A 19,966-nucleotide genomic window follows, 5' to 3' on the forward strand; every position below is an offset into this window, starting at 1 on the left:
CCCGGATCAGGCCGCGGGAGCGACGGGCGGCGTCACGCGCTGCCGCATCAACAGCCCGATCAGCCGCGCGAGCGTCGCCTTGAGGTCCTTCCGGTGGACGACCATGTCGAGCATGCCGTGGTCGAGCAGATATTCGGCGCGCTGGAAGCCTTCGGGCAACTTCTCGCGGATCGTCTGCTCGATCACCCGCTGCCCGGCGAACCCGATCAACGCACCGGGCTCCGACATCTGAATATCGCCGAGCATCGCATAGCTCGCGGTGACGCCGCCGGTGGTCGGGTCGGTCATCACGACGATGTACGGCAGCCCAGCCTCGCGCAGTTCGGCGATCGCGACCGTCGTCCGCGGCATCTGCATCAAGCTGAGAATGCCCTCCTGCATCCGCGCGCCGCCGGCTGCGGTGAAGATCACGAACGGGCACTTTGCCTTGACCGCCGCCATCGCCCCCGACAGGAACGCCTCGCCGACGCCCAGGCCCATCGACCCGCCCATGAAGGCGAAGTTCTGCACCGCGACGACCGCTGCCTCGCCGCCGATCGTCCCGGTCGCGACGACCATCGCCTCGGGCTCGCCGGTGTTGGCCCGCGCGGTCTTGAGCCGGTCGACGTAGCGCTTCTGGTCGCGGAACTTGAGCGGGTCCTCGGGCACCTTGGCGACATCGAGCCGTTTGTAATCGCCGTCAAAAATCTGGTGGAAACGCGTCGTCGGGTCGATCCGCTCGTGGTGACCGCAGCGCGGGCAGACGCCCAGCGTTTCCTCGAAGTCCTTGATGTACAGCATTGCGCCGCACTTGGCGCACTTCCGCCACAGGTTCTCAGGCGTCTCGCGCCGGGTCAGCATCGCCGTCAGGCGCGGCCGGATGCGGGTCAACCAGCTCATGCGGCGGTCCTGATACGCGCGGTGCGGACAGCGTCGGCAAGCCCGCGGACAAAGGCTTCAACCTGTTCGGGAAGGTCGTTCGCGCGGGTTTCGGCGGCAGCGCCGATCAGCGACACGAGCGCCGAGCCGACGACGACGCCGTCGGCGTGGAGCCCGACCGCGGCGGCCTGCGCGGGAGTCTTGATGCCGAAGCCGACCGCGATCGGCAGGCTGGTCGCCGCCTTCAACCGCGCGACCGCGCTGGCGATATCGGCATCGGCGGCCGACGCGGTCCCGGTGACCCCCGCGACCGCGACGTAATAGACGAACCCCGACGCCCCCGACAGGACCGTCGGCAGTCGCGCCGCATCGGTCGTCGGCGTCGCCAGCCGGACATTGTGGAGACCGTGCCCCGTCAGCATCGGCGCGAGTTCGGCGTCCTCCTCGGGCGGCAGGTCGACGACGATCGTCCCGTCGAGCCCGGCGGCGGCGGCATCGGCGGCGAACGCCTCGACTCCATAGGCGAGGATCGGATTGAAATAGCCCATCAGGATCAGCGGCGTCGCGGCATCCGTCGCCCGGAAGGCGCGGACCATCGCCAGCACGCCGCGCAGCGTCGTCCCCGCGATCAGGCTGCGGATATTGCCCGCCTGGATCGCCGGGCCGTCGGCCATCGGGTCGGTGAACGGCATGCCGAGCTCGATGATGTCGGCTCCTCCGGCGACGAGTGCGGCGAGGATGCTCGGTCCCCGGTCGAGATCGGGATCGCCCGCGGTGACGAAGGTGACGAGCGCGGCACGGTCCTGCGCGGCGCATGCAGCAAAGCGTCGGCTCAAGCGATCGCTCACATCTGGGTCCCGAGCGCTTCGGCGACGGTAAAGATGTCCTTGTCGCCGCGCCCGCACAGGTTGGCGAGAACGATCGTGTCGCGGCTCATGCCCGGCGCGAACCGCCGGATTGCAGCGAGCGCGTGGGCGGGTTCGAGCGCGGGGATGATGCCCTCGAGCAGGCACAGCTGCTGGAACGCCGCGAGCGCCTCGGCGTCGGTCGCCGACTGATATTCGACGCGCCCGATCGAATGGAGCCACGCGTGCTCGGGCCCGATGCCGGGATAGTCGAGCCCCGCCGAGATCGAATGCGCCTCGGTGATCTGGCCGTCGGCGTCCTGGAGCAACATCGTCTTGTTGCCATGCAGTACCCCGGGCACCCCGCCGGCGAGGCTTGCGGCATGCTCGGTCGTATCGAGGCCATGACCCGACGCCTCGACCCCGATCATGCGGACGTCGTCGTCGAGGAACGGGTGGAACAGCCCGATCGCGTTCGACCCGCCGCCGATCGCGGCGCACAGCACGTCGGGCAGGCGGCCCTCGGCCTCGACGATCTGCTCGCGCGCTTCCTTGCCGATGACCGACTGAAAGTCGCGAACGAGTTCGGGATAGGGGTGCGGCCCGGCGGCGGTGCCGATGATATAGAAGGTGTCGTGGACGTTCGCGACCCAGTCACGAAGGGCTTCGTTCATCGCGTCCTTCAGGGTCTTCGACCCCGATTCGACGCTCCGCACCTCGGCCCCGAGCAGCTTCATGCGGAACACGTTCGGCGCCTGCCGGGCGATGTCGCGCGCGCCCATGTAGATCGTGCACGGCAGACCCGCGCGGGCGGCGACGGTTGCGGTGGCGACGCCGTGCTGCCCCGCCCCGGTCTCGGCGATGATCCGCGTCTTGCCCATCCGCTGGGCGAGCAGCATCTGGCCGATGCAATTGTTGATCTTGTGCGCGCCGGTGTGATTGAGCTCGTCGCGCTTGAAGTAGATCTTCGCGCCACCAAGCGCATTCGTCAGCCGCTCGGCGAAATACATCGGCGACGGACGCCCGACATAGTGCTTCATCAGGTAATCGAACTCGGCGGCGAACGCCGGGTCGGCCTGCGCCGCGCGATACGCGACCTCGAGTTCGAGGATCAGCGGCATCAGGGTCTCGGCGACATAGCGTCCGCCGAACGCCCCGAAATGCCCGCGCGAGTCGGGGCCGGTCCGCAGGCTCGGACGCCCGCTCCCGGTTACTGCTGCCGTCGCCATTACGCGGCCCGCGCTGCGGCGATGAACGCCTTGATCTTCGCCACCGACTTCACTCCCGGCTCGTCCTCGACTCCCGACGACACGTCGACCAGCGACGGATGCGCGGTCCGCACCGCCTCCGCCACCGATCCCGCATCGAGCCCGCCCGACAGGCCCCAGCATGCGCGACCGACGCGGTCGAGCAATCGCCAGTCGAAGCGCAGGCCGTTTCCCCCGGGCAAGGCGGCTCCCCTAGGCGCTTTGGCATCGAACAGCAATCGGTCGGCAGTGCCGCCGAACGCCGCGACCGCCGCGTCGATATCGTCGCGGCTGGCGACGCCGACACCGCGCCACACCGGGCGGCCGTAGCGGCGGCGGACTTCGGCAACGCGCGCTGGGGTCTCGCGCCCGTGCAACTGGATCGCGTCGAGCCCGGCTGCCGTGCGGTCGAGCAAGGCATCGTCGGGATCGACGAAAACGCCGACGCGGGTGACGTGCGACGGCACCCGCTGGCCAAGCGCCGATGCCCGGTCGGGATCGACATTGCGAGGTGAGGCCGCAAAGAACACGAAGCCGACATGGCTCGCGCCTCCACCGACGGCGGCGTCGATCGCTTCGGGCGTCGACAGCCCGCAGATCTTGATATCGAGGGTCACAGCGAAGCGGCGATCGCGGCGGCGGCGGCGGCGGGATCGGCGGCGCCGGTGATCGGGCGGCCGACAACGAGGATCGACGCGCCTGCGTCGATTGCGGCACGCGGGGTCATCACGCGCTTCTGATCGCCAAGCTCGCCGCCCGCAGGCCGCACGCCCGGCACGATGATAATCGCGTCGGGCCAAGCCGCGCGCGTCGCAGCCGCTTCGGCCCCTGAGCAGACGATCCCTTGCAACCCGGCGGTGCGCGCCATCTTGGCGAGATGCGCAACCTGATCGGACACCTGCGCGGTCACACCGATCGCGGCGAGGTCGCCGTCGTCGAAGCTGGTCAGCACGGTCACCGCGATGATCGCGGTCGCGGGAGCGATCGCCGCGCGCGCCGCCTTCATCGCCTCGACCCCGATCGAGGCATGGACGTTGACGATCGCCACCCCGAGCGGCGCGAGGGAGGTCATTGCCCCGGCGACGGTGTTGCCGATGTCGTGAAGCTTGACGTCGAGGAAGATCGGCAGGCCGAACGCCTGCATCCGGCGCACCCCGTCGGGACCGTGCGCCATGAAGAACTGGAGGCCGAGCTTGAGCCCGCCGACATGCGGCGCGACCGCGCGGGCGCGCGCCTCGGCTGCAGCGAGTTCACTCGTATCGATCGCGACGTAGATCGGGTTGGTCGTCACGCGGCGGGGGGAAAGCTCGACGGCATCGGCGTCACGATCGGCTCGGTGACCGGCGGGGCGACGCGCGGCCCCAGCGCCTGAGCCTCGTCGAGCAGGCGTTCGACCCGCGTCGTTCGCCGACGCCACGCAGACTTCGACGCGACGTGAACGAGCAGCATCGGCAGCCAGCCGATCAGGATCGACACCAGCACGATCACCGGCAGGAAGATCAGCACGATCGAGCCGTTGGGCAGGTCGACCGACACGCGCGTCCAATTGTTGAACGCGAACAGCACGAACAGCGCAAGCAACGCGCCGAAGCCGATCAACTTAATGGCCTTCATCGCGGCATTCTCCTCATAACTCGCCGTCGACTGCCTCGATACCTTCATCGGCAAGCGCGGCGATCAGCGCGCTCGCCGTCGTGTCGAGCGTAATCCGGTCAACGCTGCGCAGCACGAAATTGGCCCCGGTCTTGCCCTCGCGCCAGAATGGGTAACTGCCGATCTGGATGCCGTCGTGCGCTTTTTCAACGCTCGCGAGCAGCTCGGCGACCCGGCTTTCGTACGTCCACGCCGCGATCGTCCGCGTCAGGACCGGCAAGCCGCCCGGAAGCTGGCCGTCGAGCGAGGCGAGCATCGACCGGGTGATCGCCGGCACCCCCGCCATGATGAAGACGTTGCCGATGCGGATACCCGGAGCCTGGGTGCGCGGATTGGCGATGAGTTCGGCACCGTCGGGAACCCGCGCCATCCGCAGCCGCGCGTCGTTGATCCGGTCGCCGTAATGCTCGGTGAGGATCGCGACGGCGCGCGGATGATGGACGACCGCGACCCCTAAGGCGGCGGCGATCGCGTCGACGGTGATGTCGTCATGCGTCGGGCCGATGCCGCCGGTCGTGAACAGATAGTCGTGCGCGACGCGGAGCGCGTTCACCGCATCGGCGATCGCGGTCATGTCGTCGGCGACGACGCGAACCTCGCGCAGGCGGATGCCCTGGACCCCGAGCCACTTCGCCAGATATGCGGTATTCGCGTCCTGCGTCCGCCCCGACAGGATCTCGTCGCCGATGACGACGAGCGCGGCGGTGTAGATGCGATCGGCGGGGGCAGCGGCGGTGGTTGACATGGGCGCGGTTTAGCCCAGCCCGCCCCGGGTGTCGACAACGCCGCCGTGGTTGCCACGTCGCACCCGGCGGCTTACCTTGTGACCATGACCTACGCCGCCACTGCCGATATCCTCGACGAGCCATCGACCGCGATCAAGCTCCATGGGCCCGAAGCCTTTGTCGGGATGCGCGCCGCCGGGCAGCTCGCCGCGCGCGTTCTCGACATGCTCGTCGCCCATGTCGTCCCCGAGGCGGTGACCGCCGATCTCGACCGGATGGTCCACGAATTTGTCATGGCCGCCGGGTCGGTGCCGGCGACGATCTTCTACCGCGGCTACGCCCATGCCTCGTGCATCAGCGTCAACCACGTCGTCTGCCACGGAATTCCGGGCGCGAAGCGGTTGAAGGACGGCGACATCGTCAACATCGACGTCACCGTCGTCGTCGACGGCTGGCACGGCGACACCAGCCGGATGTATCTCGTCGGCGACGTCCCGCTCAAGGCGCGCCGCCTGGTCGACATCACGTGGGAGTGCCTCCAGCGCGGCATCGCCGTGGCCAAGCCGGGCGCGACGTTCGGCGACATCGGCTGGGCGATCCAGTCGTTCGCCGAGGGCCAGCGCTGCTCGGTCGTCCGCGATTTCTGCGGGCACGGCGTCGGGCGGGTGTTCCACGATGCGCCAAACGTCGTCCATGTCGGTCGTCCCGGCAAAGGCCCGGTGCTCCAGCCCGGCATGATCTTCACGATCGAGCCGATGATCAATCTCGGTCGTCCCGAGGTGAAGCTGCTCGACGACGGCTGGACCGCGGTGACGCGCGACCGCTCGCTGTCGGCGCAGTTCGAACATTCTGTGGGGATCACCGAGACCGGGTGCGAGGTGTTCACCACCAGCCCCGCCGGGTTGAGCCATCCCCCCTACGCCATCTGACACCGACCCGGGGGGGCACCGCGAACGACTCCGGGCCCGGCTGCTCGAAGGCGGCGGCGATGCTTTCCTCGATTACGAACTCCTTGAATATATTCTTGGGCTGGCGATCCCGCGACGCGATACCAAGCCGCTGGCGAAGCGCCTGCTGAGCGAATTCGGCTCGTTCCCTGCGGTGCTCGCCGCGTCGCCCGCCGAGCTGTCACGCGTCGAAGGCCTGTCTGCTGGCGGGGCGGCGGCGATGAAGTTCGTCGAGGCGGCGTCGCTGCGGTCGCTCTGCGCGGCGGCGCTCGACCGCCCGGTTCTCGCGGGCTGGCAGGCGCTGACCGACTACCTCCACGCGGCGATGGCGCACCGCGTCACCGAGGAATTCCGCGTCATCTTCCTCAACAATCGCAATATCTTGATCCGCGACGAGGCGATGGGCAGCGGCACCGTCAACGCCGCCCCGGTCTACCCGCGCGAGATCGTCAAGCGCGCGCTCGAACTCGGCGCATCGGGGCTGATCCTCGTCCATAATCACCCGAGCGGCGACCCAACCCCGAGCCGCGACGACATCACCATGACCAAGTCGGTGATCGAGGCGGGACGGCACCTCGGCCTGTCGGTCCACGACCACGTCGTCATCGGCAAGACCGGCCACGCCAGCTTCCGCGCGCTCGGGCTGCTTTAGCGCGGGATGAGGTTTCGCTGAGACAACGATCGTCGTTTGATGGGGTCGTCAATACAAACACAGCCGTCACATACTCAACCGTCACAACCACTGCCGTCATCCCCGCGAAGGCGGGACCCATCACCCCAACCGGTTGTGATGATGGGTTCCCGCCTTCGCGGGGATGACGGTCTATGGAAATTTCAGCGAGCTCTAAATGTCCGGACGGCTTGGCCGCAGCGACAGGTGAAGCGTAGCCCCTACGCCTCCAGTTCGCTGTCCCAGTACAGATAGTCGCGCCACGTCGCGTGGAGGAAGTGCGGCGGGAACGCGCGGCCGTTTTCCTGCAACTGGTGGTTGTTCGGCTGGAACGCGCGCTGGTTCAACTGCATGTGCGCCTCCGCCGGGGTGCGGCCGCCTTTGCGCAAATTGCACGGCGCGCAGGCGGTGGTGACGTTCTCCCATGTCGTGCGCCCGCCGTACGCGCGCGGGACAACATGGTCGAACGTCAGGTCCTCGCGCTCGCGCGCGCCGCAATACTGGCAGGCGAACTTGTCGCGGAGGAACAGGTTGAACCGGGTGAACGCCGGGTGCGTCGCCGGGCGGACATACTGGCGCAGCGCGATCACCGACGGCAGCTTCATCGCGAAGCTGGGCGAGCGGATTTCGCGATCGTATTCGGCGACGATGTCGACGCGCTCGAGGAACGCCGCCTTGATCGCGGTCTGCCACGACCACAGGCTCAGCGGGTAATAGGACAATGGGGTGTAGTCGGCGTTTAGCACGAGCGCCGGGCAGGCTTCGGGGGGCGACAGAAGATTGGGATGATACATGCGCGTAGCCTGCTCCCGTGCTGGAGCGGCCGGTTGGACTCGCAGGCCTCGTCGCACTCAAGACCGCAAATCGTCTGCGGCCGTTCGTTCTATCCGTGATACGCCCTTACAACAGAAAGTGTGTCGTGCGTATGACAGCACCGGATATAGCTGCCTCGATTTACTGCGGCAATGACGTTGTGCGGATGGCCTTTCGTTTCGCACCGCGCACGCCCATTTAAAGCTGGACACTCCAAAGGCCCAGCTCATGCCGCAGACAGTCCTGATCGTCCTGATGATCGCCGCCGCGCTGGCGACGCTCGGCATGCTCGCGCGCGGCATCATCGTTATGGCGCGCGGCAAGGACGTCACCGGGGTCCAGTCGAACCGGTTGATGAGCTACCGTGTCGGCTTTCAGGCGCTGGCGATCGTATTCATCATCATCCTGTTCCTGATCAACCGGCATTGATGCAAAGCGCGCAAATCACCCTACCGTCACCCCGGCGCAGGCCGGGGCCCAACTCACCCCGCAACGCGAAATTCGGAGCTTGCACCAAGATGGGCCCCGGCCTCCGCCGGGGTGACGAGACGTACATCCGAGCAGGATCAGCACGACCATGGTGAAACTCAACGTCATCTACACGCGCACCGGCGACGACGGCTCGACCGGGCTCGCCGACGGGTCGCGCCGGGCGAAGGACGACGCTCGCGTTGCCGCCTACGGTACCGTCGACGAGGCGAATTCGGTGATCGGGATCGTACGGCTCGCGGCGGACGCGGAGACCGACGCGATGCTCGCGCGCATCCAGAACGACCTGTTCGACGTCGGCGCCGATCTCGCGACCCCGGGCGACGACTTCGCGGCGGATTCGAAGTCGCTCCGCGCGACCGCATCGCAAGTCGACCGGCTTGAGGCGGAGATCGACGCGATGAATGCGACGCTCGCCCCGCTTAGCTCATTCATCCTGCCGGGCGGAACGGCGGCGGCGGCGCATCTGCACCTCGCCCGGACCGTCGTCCGTCGCGCCGAGCGGCTGGCGGTGACGGCGGCGCTGGTCGAGGTGATCAACCCGACCGCGATCCGCTACCTCAACCGGCTATCGGACCATCTGTTCGTCCTTGCCCGGGTGACAAATCGCAGCACCGGGGACGTGTTGTGGGTACCCGGAGCGGGTCGTTAGCGTTACAACCAGCGGAACAGGAGGGGACCGGCGACGGGGCAATGGCAACGGCGGCGAAACTTGAGGACGATATGCTGCGCGATCGCTTCCGGGCGACGCGTGCGCTGACCGTGGCGCTCGCCGCGCCGCTGTCGGACGCCGACGCGACCGTCCAGTCGATGGCCGATGCGTCACCGGCAAAGTGGCACCTCGCCCACACGACGTGGTTCCTCGAGACATTTATTCTGAACGAAGCCGCCGGCTACCGCGTGTTCGACGACCGCTTCAACTTCCTGTTCAACAGCTATTACGAGTCGATCGGCGCGCGGCATCCCCGCGCCGCCCGCGGCTTGATCACGCGCCCCGCGCTTGCCGAGATCATCGCGTGGCGCGCGCATGTCGATGCCGCGCTCGATGCCGCATGGGGCCGCCTGCCGCCCGCCGCGCTGACGCTGATCGAACTGGCGATTGCGCACGAGCAACAGCATCAGGAGTTGCTGCTGACCGATATCCTCCATCTGTTTTCGGCGAATCCGATCGAACCGGGCGTCTATCTGCCGACGCCTTCCGCGCCGGCCGGGGCTGCGCCCGATGGGCGCGCGTGGACATCGCATCGTGCGGGCATTGTGCGGGTCGGTGCGGAGCGAAGTTCGCCTGCGTTTTCATTCGATTGCGAGGGTCCGGCGCACGAAGTGCTGCTTCGCCCGTTCGCCCTCGCCGGGGCTTTCGTCAGCAACGCCGACTGGGCCGAGTTTATAGCCGACGGCGGGTACCGGACCGCGGCATTATGGCTGTCCGACGGTTGGGCGTGGGTCAAGCGCGAGGCGATCGCAGCGCCGCTTTACTGGTTCGACGACGGCACCAGCTTCACGCTTTCGGGACGGGTCGAGCGCGCCGCCGATGCTCCAGTGGTCCATCTAAGCCATTATGAAGCCGACGCTTTCGCGACCTGGGCAGGCGCGCGGCTGCCGACGGAGTTCGAGTGGGAGATCGCCGCGCAGGGGGTCGACCCGACCAGCGGCAACCAGCTCGACGGCCCCGGGACGATCGCCCCGCGCGCCGGCGGCGGGCTGTTCGGCGACGTCTGGAATTGGACCGCGAGCGCATTCCTCCCCTATCCCGGCTTCCGCCCCGAAGCGGGCGCGGTCGGCGAATATAACGGCAAGTTCATGAGCGGGCAGATGGTCCTCCGCGGCGCCTCGTGTGCCACCCCCCGCGGGCATAGCCGATTGAGTTTGCGTAACTTTTTCTATCCCCATCAGCGCTGGCAGTTCACCGGACTGCGGCTGGCGAAGGACGTCTGATGCTCCATCTGGCCGTACGCGACGACGACGACGGCGACTTTGGCGAGGCGGTGCTGGCCGGCCTTGCCCAGCCGCAAAAAACGATCCCCGCGCGCTTTTTCTACGACACGATCGGGTCCGAACTATTTGAGAAGATTACCGCCCTCCCCGAATATTATCCGACGCGGACCGAGGTCGGCATCCTCACCGCCAATGGCGCAGCGGTCGCCGCTGCGGTCGGCCCGGGTCGCGCGGTGATCGAGTTCGGCTCGGGATCGTCGGCCAAGACCCCGCTGCTTCTACGCACCGTCGCCGCCTCGGCCTATGTCCCGATCGACATCTCGGCCGAATTCCTCGACATGGCGGCCGCCGATCTCGCGCGCAAGCTGCCGGAATTGCCCGTCTTTCCGCTCGCCGCCGACTTCACCCGCCCACTCAAACTGCCCGCCGGCATCGTGGGTCGCCCCAAGCTTGGCTTCTTTCCCGGCTCGACCCTCGGCAACCTTGCCCCCGCTGCCGCGATCGACCTGCTCCGTGCCTTCTCCGACACGCTCGGCGAGGGCTCATGGCTCGTCATCGGCCTCGACCTGCGCAAGGACTCGGCCACCCTCGAAGCCGCGTACAACGATGCCGCCGGGGTCACCGCAGCATTCAATCTCAACCTGTTGCACCGGATCAACCGCGAGCTCGACGGCACCATCGACGTCGCCGACTTCGCCCATTGGGCCCCCTTCAACGCCGATCTCGGGCGGATCGAGATGCACCTCCGCGCGGTCCGCGACACGAGCTTCACCGTCCTCGGCACGCCGATCATGATGGCGGCAGGCGAGACGATCCATACCGAAAACAGCTACAAATGGACCCTCGACGAGGCTCGCCTCCTCGCTCGTGCCGCCGGCTGGGATCCCGTCGACGCATGGACCGACGACGCAGCGCGCTTTGCACTCCACCTGTGGCGTCGCGACGACGGCGCGATCGAACCGTGATTGACGGACCGCGCCTGCGTTTCCTACAGACACCGCCAAGTTCCTTGGGAAAGCCAACGCGATGAAGCTTCTCGTCCCCGTCAAGCGGGTCGTCGATTATAACGTCAAGGTCCGGGTCAAGACCGACGGCACCGGCGTCGAACTCGCCAACGTCAAGATGAGCATGAATCCGTTCGACGAAATCGCGGTCGAGGAAGCGATCCGCCTGAAGGAAAAGGGCGTCGCGACCGAGATCGTCGTCGTCTCGATCGGCGTCCAGCAGTGCCAGGAGACGCTGCGGACCGCGCTCGCGATGGGCGCCGATCGCGGCATCCTCGTCGTCACCGACCAGACCACCGAATCGCTGATGGTCGCCAAGATCCTCGCGGCGATCGCCAAGGAGGAGCAGCCCGGGATGATCATCCTCGGCAAGCAGGCGATCGACGACGACGCCAACCAGACCGGGCAGATGCTCGCCGCTTTGCTAGATTGGCCGCAGGGTACCTTCGCGTCGAAGGTCACCGTCGAGGGCGATCATGTCACCGTCGCGCGCGAAGTCGACGGCGGCGCCGAAACGGTGTCGCTCAAGCTGCCCGCGATCATCACGACCGACCTGCGCCTGAACGAGCCGCGTTACGCATCGCTGCCGAACATCATGAAGGCGAAGGCGAAGAAGATCGAGCCGAAGACGCCCGCCGACTACGGCGTCGACCCGACGCCGCGGCTGACGGTGGTCAAGGTCAGCGAGCCGTCGAAGCGGACCGCCGGTGTCAAGGTCAAGACGGTCGACGAACTTGTCGACAAGCTGAAGGTTTTGGGAGCGATCGGATGAGCGTCATGGTTCTGGCCGAACACGACAACAGCGTCCTCAAGGATGCAACCCTCGCTGCGGTGACCGCCGCCGGCGAGCTCGGCGGCGACGTGCATCTGCTTGTCGCGGGCCAAGGCGCGCAGTCGGTTGCCGACGCGGCGGCGAAGGTCGCGGGCGTGACCAAGGTTCTCCTCGCCGACGACGCGGCGTACGGCCACGCGCTCGCGGAAAATCTTGCCCCGCTGATCGTCGGGCTGATGGCGAACTACGACGCCTTCGTCGCTCCCGCGACGACGCGCGGCAAGAACGTCGCGCCGCGTGTCGCCGCTGCGCTCGACGTCGCCCAAATCAGTGAAATCCTTTCGGTCGAGGGTCCTGACACGTTCACCCGCCCGATCTACGCCGGCAACGCGATCGCGACGGTCAAGTCGTCCGACGCGAAGAAGGTCATCACCGTTCGCGGCACCGCCTTCGCCAAGGCAGCGACGACCGGCGGCAGCGCGACGATCGAAACGGTCACCGCCACCCCCGACGCCGGCCTGTCGAGCTTTGTCGGTGCCGACCTGACGACGAGCGCGCGTCCCGAACTGACGGCGGCGAAGATCATCGTTTCGGGCGGCCGCGCGCTCGGTAGCGGCGACAAGTTCCATGAGATCATGGACCCGCTCGCCGACAGCCTCGGTGCCGCCCTCGGCGCGAGCCGTGCCGCGGTCGATGCCGGCTATGTCCCGAACGACTATCAGGTCGGCCAGACCGGCAAGATCGTCGCCCCCGAGCTGTATGTCGCGGTCGGCATCTCGGGAGCGATCCAGCACCTCGCGGGGATGAAGGATTCGAAGATCATCGTCGCGATTAACAAGGACGACGACGCGCCGATCTTCCAGGTCGCCGACATCGGCCTCGTCGGCGATTTGTTCACGCTCGTCCCCGAACTGACCGCGAAGATCACCGCCGCCAAATAGGCCGACCCTTCGCTGCAGCGCGCCGGGATTGACGTGAACTCGCCGGTCGGGCCACCGTGTGTCCGGGCAGCGGGGACGACGGGATGGCGACACAGGCGGCGATCGCGACACCGGGCCTGAAACGCACGCTTGGCCCGGTTGCGGTGTCGCTGCTGACGCTGTCGGTGCTGTCGCCGGCGGCGTCGGTGTTCATTACCGGGGCCGACATCATCCATCAGGCGGGGACCGGCGCGGCGCTGGCATTCATCGTCGGCGGGCTGCTGACACTCATCTTCACCTTCGCGCAGGCCGAGCTCGGGTCGGCATTTCCCTTTGCCGGCGGCGATTACGCGACGATCGGACAGGCGCTTGGTCCGCGCTGGGGGTTTGTCCAGTTCGGGCTCGACATGCTCAGCACACCGGTTCTGCTCGCGCTCACCGCAAGCGGGATCGCGCTCTATCTCCACGGGGTCGCGCCGGCCTTGCCCAACGTCCCGACCGCGATCGCCGCGCTGGCGGTGGCGACAATGCTTGCCGTGCTCAACGTTCGGACCAACGCCGTCATCACCGGAGTCTTCCTCGCGATCGAACTGTCAGCGCTCGCGCTCGTCAGCGTCCTTGGTCTCGGCAGTCCTGCGCGCGGAATCGGCGAGGTCTTGACCGCACCGGTCACGTTCACCGGCGGGCTGGCGGCTTCCCTCACGCTCGGCATCGCTGCGGTCGCGATATCCGCAGCGTCGTGGGCAATCAGCGGATCGGGGCAGGCGATCTATTTCGCCGAGGAGCTCCACGATCCGGTCCGCGTCGGGCGCCTCGTTATCCGCATAACCCTCGCGTCGATCGTGACGATGGTGCTGCCGGTTTTGGCGCTAACGATCGGCGCGCGCGACCTGCCCGCGACGCTTGCTGCCGACTCTCCATTCGCTGCGCTGATCGCGCAGCACGCCTCCCCGCTCGTCGCGACGCTGATCGGGCTCGGCATTGCCGCGGCGATCTTCAACGCGGTGATGGCCGGGGTGATCTGCTACGGGCGCTGGTTGTGGAGCTCGGGGCGCGACGCGATCTGGGCCGCGCCGATCAATCGGGCATTGGTCAGCATCCATCCGCGCTTCGGCTCGCCATGGGTCGCGACCATCGTGGTCGGGGTGACGGCGATGGGCTTCACCCTGCTCGGCCTGCCGATGCTGGTGCTGCTGTCGGCGGCAAACGGGATCGCCAACTGGGCTTTACTCAACACTGCGGCATGGGTCGGGCGGCGACGCGGCGTGACCGGGCAAGGCGAAGCCTATCGCGCGCCGCTCTTCCCGCTCCCGAACATCGTCAGCCTCGTTGTGACCGCAGTGCTCGCGGTGATGACGTGGCAGGACGCCGAGACCGGGCGAACCGGCGAGCTGGTCGTCGCGGGAACGATCATTGGAGCGCTGCTGTACCACCGCTTCGTGCTCGCGCAGCGACCCGGCGGTTGGAGAATGGTCGCGCCCTCATTCGATCGAGTAAGTTAGCCCGCCATCGCCCGGCAGCTTGCGGCGCACGCCCGGCACGCGTCGATGCACGGCTCCATGCCGTCGAGCCCGGCGCAACTGTCGGCGCAGGCTTCGCAGACATCAGCGCACAGGCGGCAGCTGTCGGCGTGGAATTGCGACGAGCGCAGCATGAAGTCGGCGGCGGTAGCGCACATCGCGGCGCAGTCGCCCATCAGGCGGAAATGCTTCGGCTCGACATGGTCGCCACCGGTCTCGAGGCAGTGATTCATCGCCATCCCGAGCGCGATGCCGTGGGCGCGATTACAGGCTTCGATACAGGCAGCGACTTGGGGGTCCATCGGCGGTTCCTTGGGTGCGTTGCGGCATAACCGGCGGCTGCCATCGCGTGTTCCGCGTCCGCGTTGCATCGCGGCAAGCCGCCGCTATGGTGCGCCCGCGCTGCCCCGAGGAACGAAGATGCGAAACGACGACAAGGCTCCGGTGAAGAAAGTCGTGCTCGCGTTTTCGGGCGGGCTCGACACCAGCGTCATCCTCAAGTGGCTCCAGCAGACGTATAATTGCGAGGTCGTCACCTTCACCGCCGACCTCGGCCAGGGCGAGGAGCTCGAACCCGCACGGGCCAAGGCCAAGCTGCTCGGGGTCAAGGAGATCTTCATCGAGGACCTGCGCGACGAGTTCGTCCGCGACTATGTCTTCCCGATGATGCGCGCCAACGCGCTGTACGAAGGCCAGTATCTGCTCGGCACGTCGATCGCGCGCCCGCTGATCGCGAAGAAGCAGATCGAGATCGCCCGCGCGACCGGGGCCGATGCGGTCAGCCACGGCGCGACCGGCAAGGGCAACGACCAGGTCCGCTTCGAACTCGGCTATTACGCGCTCGCGCCCGATATCCGCATCATCGCCCCGTGGCGCGAATGGGACCTGACGAGCCGCGAGGCGCTGATCGCCTTCGCCGAGGCGCACCAGATCCCGGTTTCGAAGGACAAGCGCGGCGAGTCGCCGTTCTCGACCGACGCCAATTTGCTCCACACGAGCTCGGAAGGGAAAGTCCTCGAGGACCCGTGGGACGAGGTCCCCGATTATGTTTATTCGCGCACCGTCAGCCCCGAGGATGCGCCCGACCTGCCGCAATATATCACGATCGACTTCGAGCGCGGTGATCCGGTCGCGGTCGACGGCGAGGGGTATGGACCGGCTGCGCTGTTGGCCAAGCTCAACGACCTCGGCCGCGAGCATGGCATCGGGCGACTCGATCTCGTCGAGAACCGCTTCGTCGGGATGAAGTCGCGCGGGATGTACGAGACGCCGGGCGGGACAATCTTGCATCTGGCGCATCGCGGGATCGAATCGATCACGCTCGATCGCGGCGCGGCGCACCTCAAGGACGCGCTGATGCCGCAATATGCCGAGCTGATCTACAACGGCTTCTGGTTCGCCCCCGAGCGCGAGATGCTCCAGGCGGCGATCGACAATAGCCAGGCGAAGGTGACCGGGACGGTGCGGCTTAAGCTGTACAAGGGGTCGGTCAGCGTCGTCGGGCGCAAGTCGCCGCTGTCGCTGTATTCGCCGAAGATCGTCACCTTCGAGGACGACGCCGGGGCGTACGACCAGCGCGACGCGGCGGGGTTCATCAAGCTGAATGCGCTGCGGCTGCGGCTGCTCGGACGGCGCGACCAAGGAAACCCGGAATGAGCATCGACGCGGAAATCGCCGCCTTCATCGCGGCGCACGCCGATGCGTGGAACACCGGCGACGTCGACGCCATCGCTGACGTCATGGGCTTGCCGCAGATGCTCGCGCGCAGCGATGGCTCGACCTTCATTGAGACCGACGAGGAACTCGTCGCGTGGATCGATGCGCGGCTTGCCGAATGGGACTCGCACGGCGTCGAGGGGGTCACCGCCGTCGTTGACAAGGTCGAACCGCTGCCCGATGACGCGGCGCGGGTGACCACCAATTGGCGGCTGGTCGACGCCGACGGCAAGGCGCTGATGACCTTCACCGCGATCGACACGCTCGTCAGCGACGACGGCGACTGGTCGTTTGTCGTCACCGACCTCGCAGGCGAGGACGCCGCCGCCTGGGCCTAACTCAGGATCGCGCGATAGCGGAAGAAGTTGAAGACCGAGGCGATCGCGGTACCGACGACAAGCGCGACGACCACGGGGGCTCCGGCCCAGAGCAGCGCCGAATAGACCGCGTAGTTGACCGCCGCCCCGGCGAGCGACTGGACGAGGAACGCGCCAAATTCGCGCCATGACGGCGGCGCGGCGGTGCGGAAGGTCAGGCGGCGGTTGAGCCACCACGTCAGAACGATCGCGCAGGCGATACTGACGACGCGCCCGGCGTACGGCGATGCGCCGGCACGAATCATCAGCCACAACACCGCGGCATCGAGAAGAAAACCGAGACCGCCGGTGATGCCGAAGCGGAACACCTGCCCCGCCCACGGCGGCATCGCGCGCAACCGCCCGCCCAATCCCCCCTCAGGCATCGCTCAGTCGCTCGTCAGCAGCGCGGTGAAGAACCCCGTCACCAGCGCCTGGACACCGAGCGCGCACAGCAGGACCGACGGGATCGCGAGGCGCATCGTGCCTTCGACGTTCATGTCGCGGAACCCGGTCCCGGCCCAGCCGCCGAGCGCGACCGCAGCGATGACGATGCCCGCGAGGAGCATGATCGCGCCCGCGACGCACGTCCGGTCGATCGAGAACCAGGTCCGCGCAAGCTCGATCCGCGGCGACGTCGGCCACAGCCGTTCGCGCACCCCGAACAGCCGCGCGACGACGGCGAAGCTCATCAACTGCGCGCCGATGATGACGCCCGCCGCCGCGAACAACAATGTGTGGACGCCGAGCGTGACGCTGCCGAGGCGCAGGCTGCCGGGCAGCAGCGCGATCAGCAGGACGAGCCCGATCCCGGCGAGCGCCGCGCCGGGATAGAAGAACAGCCACTTCGGCGCGAAGGTCAGCAGGAACTTCAAATGCCGCCAGCCGTCGCGCCAGCTGCGCAGGTGCGGCGGCCGCGAGCGGCCGTCGGGCGACAGCGTCGTCGGCACCTCGGCCATGCGGATGTGCGCGAGCGTCGCCTTGACGACCATCTCGGAGGCAAACTCCATGCCCGTCGTCCGCAGCCCGAGCGCCATGATGCTGTCGCGGCGGAACGCGCGCAGGCCGCAGTGAAAGTCGCCGATCGGCGCGTCGTAGAACAGCCGCCCGGCAAAGCTCAGCACCGGGTTGCCGAGATAGCGGTGGAGCGGTGGCATCGCGCCGGGCTTGATCCCGCCCTGGAAGCGGTTGCCCATGACGAGTTCGTACCCCTCGCGGAGCTTGAGCACGAACGGCATCAACCCCTCGAAATCATAGCTATCGTCCGAATCGCCCATCGCGACAAAGCGCCCGTGGCTGGCGATGATGCCCGCCTGCAGGGCTGCGCCGTAGCCGCGCGCGGGCACGTCGACGACGCGTGCGCCCAAACTCCGCGCGATGTCCTGGCTGCCGTCGGTCGAGCCGTTGTCGGCGATGACGACCTCGCCCGCGACGCCGCTCGTCGCCAAAAACCGGTTCGCCTTCTCGATGCAGATCGCGAGCGTCTCGGCCTCGTTGAGGCACGGCATCACGATCGATAGCTCGATGTCCGACGGTTCAACATCGGTCGGCGGGGCTGTGAGAGTGATCGCGTCCATCTGGTCGGTCCTCGTTGGGCTCGCTCGTAGCGACGCGTGCGCCGCACTACAACACCCGGGTCAACCGTCGATGAACGGCCTCACGCGAGGTGGAACGCCTCGCGCAACCCGTCGATGACGAATTGCGCGGCGAGCGCGGCGAGAATCACGCCGAGCAGCCGTGTGACCATCGCCTCGATCTTGACTCCGATCAGCCGCATCACCGGCCCGGCAGCGAGCAACGCGACGAGGGTGATCGCCAGCACTGCCGCGAGCGCGCCGAACACGACGATGTGCTCGGCGATTCCATGCGCGCGCGCCGACAGCAGCATCACCGCAGCGATCGCGCCCGGCCCGGCGAGCATCGGGATCGCCATCGGGAACACCGAGATGTCTTCCTCGACGACCGCGCGACCGCCCCTGATCTCTTCAGCGCGATTTTCGCGGCGTTCGGTGCGCTTTTCGAAGACCATGTCGATCGCGATCAGGAACACCATGATGCCGCCGGCGATGCGGAACGCGGCGAGGCTGATGCCGAGAGCGCCGAGAAAGCCCTGGCCGAAGATGCCGAACAGCAGCAGCACACCGCTGGCGATCGCGGTCGAGCGCCACGCCATCGCCCGGCGGTGCAACGGCGACGCGCCCGATGTCAGCGACGAGAAGATCGGGATGACGCCGGGCGGGTCGAGGACGACGAACAGCGTGACGAACGCCGAGACGAACAGCGGGAAGAGCGTTGCGATCACAGCCCGACCGGCGGCGGCAGGCCAGCACGCAGGTGCGCGGCGACCATCGTGTTGCGCAACAGGCACGCGATCGTCATCGGCCCGACCCCGCCTGGGACCGGAGTGATCGCACCCGCGACCTCGACCGCCTCAGCGAAATCGACGTCGCCGACGAGCTTCGTCTTACCGTCCGGAAGGGCGATGCGGTTCATGCCGACGTCGATGATCGTCGCCCCCGGCTTGATCCAACCGCCGCGAACGAGGTTCGGCACCCCGACCGCGGCGACAACGATGTCGGCGCGCGCGACGTGGGCGGCGAGGTCGCGGGTCCGGCTATGCGCGATGGTGACGGTCGCCGACGCCGCGGTGAGCAGCGCCGCCATCGGCTTGCCGACGATGTTGGAGCGGCCGATGACCAGCGCCTCGGCCCCGCTCAAATCGCCGAAGACCGCCTTCAACAGGATCATGCAGCCGAACGGGGTGCACGGCACCAGCCCCGGCAGCCCGGTCGCGAGCCGCCCGGCGTTGACCGGGTGAAAGCCGTCGACGTCCTTATCGGGGTCGATCGCGGTGAGGATCTTGGTTTCGGCAATATGCTTGGGCAACGGCAGCTGGACGAGGATGCCGTCGACTGTATCATCGGCATTGAGCGCGGCGACGAGCGCAAGCAGGTCGTCCTCCGACACGGTCGCGTCGAGCCGGTGCTCGATCGAGCGCATTCCCGCCGCGACGGTCCGCGCCAGCTTGTTCTTCACATAGACCGCGCTCGCCGGGTTCTCACCGACCAGCACCACCGCGAGCCCCGGATTGCGCCCGCGCGCGGCGGCGAAGGCGGGAACCGCAGCGGCGACCCGCTCGACAAGGGCGGCGGCGTGCGCCTTGCCGTCGATGATCGTCGCGGTCATGCCGTTACCTTTGGTGCGGTGAGCGTCTGCAGCTTGCGGATCAGCGCGACGGGATCGCCGTCGATCGTCACGACCTTCGACCGCGCGGTCAGCCCGCCGGTGACCTCGACCTCGCGCGGCTTGATCCCGAGCCAGCGTGCAAGGGTCGCTTCGACCGCGTCGTTCGCCTCGCCGTCGACCGGGGCGGCGGCGACGCGCACCCCGAGGTGGAGCTTGCCCTCGGCGTCGGGGAGCAGGCCCTCGACCGCGTTACGCCCGGCGCGCGGCGACACGCGGACGCTCAGCGTCACGCCGCCCGAAATGGCCCCCC

Annotated in this window: 25 protein-coding genes; 11 read left to right on the forward strand and 14 right to left on the reverse strand. The window is 67.7% G+C overall.

Annotated features, from left to right (window positions below):
- Positions 1 to 6 precede the first annotated feature (6 nt).
- From accD to KZX46_RS04760, 7 genes are read right to left on the reverse strand one after another with little or no spacing between them, the layout of a single operon-like run.
- A complete protein-coding gene (accD, locus tag KZX46_RS04730) occupies positions 7 to 879 on the reverse strand; it encodes an acetyl-CoA carboxylase, carboxyltransferase subunit beta (protein ID WP_219775695.1) in 873 nt (290 codons plus the stop codon).
- A complete protein-coding gene (gene trpA / locus KZX46_RS04735; protein ID WP_219775696.1) occupies positions 876 to 1,706 on the reverse strand; it encodes a tryptophan synthase subunit alpha in 831 nt (276 codons plus the stop codon). The genes accD and trpA overlap by 4 nt, the downstream gene beginning before the upstream one ends.
- Entirely contained in the window at positions 1,703 to 2,932 is a 1,230-nt protein-coding gene (gene trpB / locus KZX46_RS04740) for a tryptophan synthase subunit beta (RefSeq protein ID WP_219775697.1), read from the reverse strand. Before trpB ends, trpA begins: the two co-directional genes overlap by 4 nt.
- Complete coding sequence (locus tag KZX46_RS04745; protein WP_219775698.1) at positions 2,932 to 3,567, reverse strand: phosphoribosylanthranilate isomerase; 636 nt, start codon at positions 3,565 to 3,567, stop codon at positions 2,932 to 2,934. The genes trpB and KZX46_RS04745 overlap by 1 nt, the downstream gene beginning before the upstream one ends.
- Positions 3,564 to 4,241: an orotidine-5'-phosphate decarboxylase gene (gene pyrF, locus KZX46_RS04750; RefSeq protein ID WP_219775699.1), complete on the reverse strand. Its 678-nt coding sequence runs from the start codon at positions 4,239 to 4,241 to the stop codon at positions 3,564 to 3,566. Before pyrF ends, KZX46_RS04745 begins: the two co-directional genes overlap by 4 nt.
- The gene (locus tag KZX46_RS04755; RefSeq protein ID WP_216708208.1) at positions 4,238 to 4,564 is read right to left on the reverse strand and encodes a hypothetical protein; all 327 of its coding nucleotides are present in this window, start codon (positions 4,562 to 4,564) and stop codon (positions 4,238 to 4,240) included. Before KZX46_RS04755 ends, pyrF begins: the two co-directional genes overlap by 4 nt.
- A gap of 13 nt (positions 4,565 to 4,577) precedes the next feature.
- Positions 4,578 to 5,348: a molybdopterin-binding protein gene (locus KZX46_RS04760; RefSeq protein WP_219775700.1), complete on the reverse strand. Its 771-nt coding sequence runs from the start codon at positions 5,346 to 5,348 to the stop codon at positions 4,578 to 4,580.
- A gap of 84 nt (positions 5,349 to 5,432) precedes the next feature.
- On the opposite strand from KZX46_RS04760, the gene map reads away from it, so the two are divergent.
- Together map and radC are read left to right on the forward strand one after the other, a co-directional pair.
- Complete coding sequence (map, locus tag KZX46_RS04765; RefSeq protein WP_216708830.1) at positions 5,433 to 6,257, forward strand: type I methionyl aminopeptidase; 825 nt, start codon at positions 5,433 to 5,435, stop codon at positions 6,255 to 6,257.
- 40 nt (positions 6,258 to 6,297) lie between these two features.
- Positions 6,298 to 6,927 carry a DNA repair protein RadC gene (gene radC / locus KZX46_RS04770; protein WP_370647562.1) on the forward strand — a complete coding sequence of 210 codons (630 nt, stop codon included), beginning with the start codon at positions 6,298 to 6,300 and terminating at the stop codon, positions 6,925 to 6,927.
- A gap of 239 nt (positions 6,928 to 7,166) precedes the next feature.
- Here the strand turns inward: radC and KZX46_RS04775 are convergent, their stop codons facing one another.
- Positions 7,167 to 7,739 carry an HNH endonuclease gene (locus tag KZX46_RS04775; protein ID WP_216708206.1) on the reverse strand — a complete coding sequence of 191 codons (573 nt, stop codon included), beginning with the start codon at positions 7,737 to 7,739 and terminating at the stop codon, positions 7,167 to 7,169.
- A gap of 247 nt (positions 7,740 to 7,986) precedes the next feature.
- On the opposite strand from KZX46_RS04775, the gene KZX46_RS04780 reads away from it, so the two are divergent.
- The 7 genes from KZX46_RS04780 (at position 7,987) to KZX46_RS04810 (ending at position 14,380) form a co-directional block, all read left to right on the forward strand.
- Positions 7,987 to 8,187 (forward strand): twin transmembrane helix small protein, encoded by a 201-nt coding sequence (locus tag KZX46_RS04780; protein ID WP_216708205.1) that lies wholly within the window; start codon positions 7,987 to 7,989, stop codon positions 8,185 to 8,187.
- Between the two features lie 148 nt (positions 8,188 to 8,335).
- Positions 8,336 to 8,899 carry a cob(I)yrinic acid a,c-diamide adenosyltransferase gene (locus KZX46_RS04785; protein WP_216708204.1) on the forward strand — a complete coding sequence of 188 codons (564 nt, stop codon included), beginning with the start codon at positions 8,336 to 8,338 and terminating at the stop codon, positions 8,897 to 8,899.
- A gap of 41 nt (positions 8,900 to 8,940) precedes the next feature.
- Positions 8,941 to 10,182: an ergothioneine biosynthesis protein EgtB gene (gene egtB / locus KZX46_RS04790; protein WP_219775701.1), complete on the forward strand. Its 1,242-nt coding sequence runs from the start codon at positions 8,941 to 8,943 to the stop codon at positions 10,180 to 10,182.
- Positions 10,182 to 11,147 (forward strand): L-histidine N(alpha)-methyltransferase, encoded by a 966-nt coding sequence (egtD, locus tag KZX46_RS04795; protein WP_219775702.1) that lies wholly within the window; start codon positions 10,182 to 10,184, stop codon positions 11,145 to 11,147. The genes egtB and egtD overlap by 1 nt, the downstream gene beginning before the upstream one ends.
- Before the next feature lie 61 nt (positions 11,148 to 11,208).
- Entirely contained in the window at positions 11,209 to 11,958 is a 750-nt protein-coding gene (locus KZX46_RS04800; RefSeq protein ID WP_216708201.1) for an electron transfer flavoprotein subunit beta/FixA family protein, read from the forward strand.
- Complete coding sequence (locus tag KZX46_RS04805; RefSeq protein WP_219775703.1) at positions 11,955 to 12,899, forward strand: electron transfer flavoprotein subunit alpha/FixB family protein; 945 nt, start codon at positions 11,955 to 11,957, stop codon at positions 12,897 to 12,899. Before KZX46_RS04800 ends, KZX46_RS04805 begins: the two co-directional genes overlap by 4 nt.
- A gap of 83 nt (positions 12,900 to 12,982) precedes the next feature.
- The gene (locus KZX46_RS04810; protein WP_219775704.1) at positions 12,983 to 14,380 is read left to right on the forward strand and encodes an APC family permease; all 1,398 of its coding nucleotides are present in this window, start codon (positions 12,983 to 12,985) and stop codon (positions 14,378 to 14,380) included.
- Here the strand turns inward: KZX46_RS04810 and KZX46_RS04815 are convergent.
- Positions 14,377 to 14,700 (reverse strand): four-helix bundle copper-binding protein, encoded by a 324-nt coding sequence (locus tag KZX46_RS04815; RefSeq protein ID WP_219775705.1) that lies wholly within the window; start codon positions 14,698 to 14,700, stop codon positions 14,377 to 14,379. The genes KZX46_RS04810 and KZX46_RS04815 overlap by 4 nt on opposite strands.
- Positions 14,701 to 14,818: 118 nt before the next feature.
- Here KZX46_RS04815 and KZX46_RS04820 point away from each other — a divergent pair, with 118 nt between their 5' ends.
- Together KZX46_RS04820 and KZX46_RS04825 are read left to right on the forward strand one after the other, a co-directional pair.
- Complete coding sequence (locus KZX46_RS04820) at positions 14,819 to 16,054, forward strand: argininosuccinate synthase (protein ID WP_219775706.1); 1,236 nt, start codon at positions 14,819 to 14,821, stop codon at positions 16,052 to 16,054.
- On the forward strand, positions 16,051 to 16,452 hold the full coding sequence (locus tag KZX46_RS04825) for a hypothetical protein (protein ID WP_219775707.1): 402 nt from the start codon (positions 16,051 to 16,053) through the stop codon (positions 16,450 to 16,452). The genes KZX46_RS04820 and KZX46_RS04825 overlap by 4 nt, the downstream gene beginning before the upstream one ends.
- On the opposite strand, the gene KZX46_RS04830 is transcribed toward KZX46_RS04825, so the two are convergent.
- From KZX46_RS04830 to KZX46_RS04850, 5 genes are all read right to left on the reverse strand, one after another.
- On the reverse strand, positions 16,449 to 16,856 hold the full coding sequence (locus KZX46_RS04830) for a GtrA family protein (RefSeq protein WP_216708195.1): 408 nt from the start codon (positions 16,854 to 16,856) through the stop codon (positions 16,449 to 16,451). The genes KZX46_RS04825 and KZX46_RS04830 overlap by 4 nt on opposite strands.
- 3 nt (positions 16,857 to 16,859) lie before the next feature.
- Complete coding sequence (locus KZX46_RS04835; RefSeq protein WP_219775708.1) at positions 16,860 to 18,047, reverse strand: glycosyltransferase family 2 protein; 1,188 nt, start codon at positions 18,045 to 18,047, stop codon at positions 16,860 to 16,862.
- An 80-nt stretch (positions 18,048 to 18,127) separates the two neighbouring features.
- Complete coding sequence (locus KZX46_RS04840; protein WP_226896097.1) at positions 18,128 to 18,772, reverse strand: MarC family protein; 645 nt, start codon at positions 18,770 to 18,772, stop codon at positions 18,128 to 18,130.
- Entirely contained in the window at positions 18,769 to 19,656 is an 888-nt protein-coding gene (gene folD, locus KZX46_RS04845; RefSeq protein ID WP_219775709.1) for a bifunctional methylenetetrahydrofolate dehydrogenase/methenyltetrahydrofolate cyclohydrolase FolD, read from the reverse strand. The genes KZX46_RS04840 and folD overlap by 4 nt, the downstream gene beginning before the upstream one ends.
- Positions 19,653 to 19,946: a DUF167 family protein gene (locus tag KZX46_RS04850; RefSeq protein WP_216711476.1), complete on the reverse strand. Its 294-nt coding sequence runs from the start codon at positions 19,944 to 19,946 to the stop codon at positions 19,653 to 19,655. The genes folD and KZX46_RS04850 overlap by 4 nt, the downstream gene beginning before the upstream one ends.
- Positions 19,947 to 19,966 lie beyond the last annotated feature (20 nt).

It is taken from the genome of Polymorphobacter sp. PAMC 29334 (assembly GCF_019431245.1).
GTDB lineage: Bacteria > Pseudomonadota > Alphaproteobacteria > Sphingomonadales > Sphingomonadaceae > Polymorphobacter_B > Polymorphobacter_B megasporae.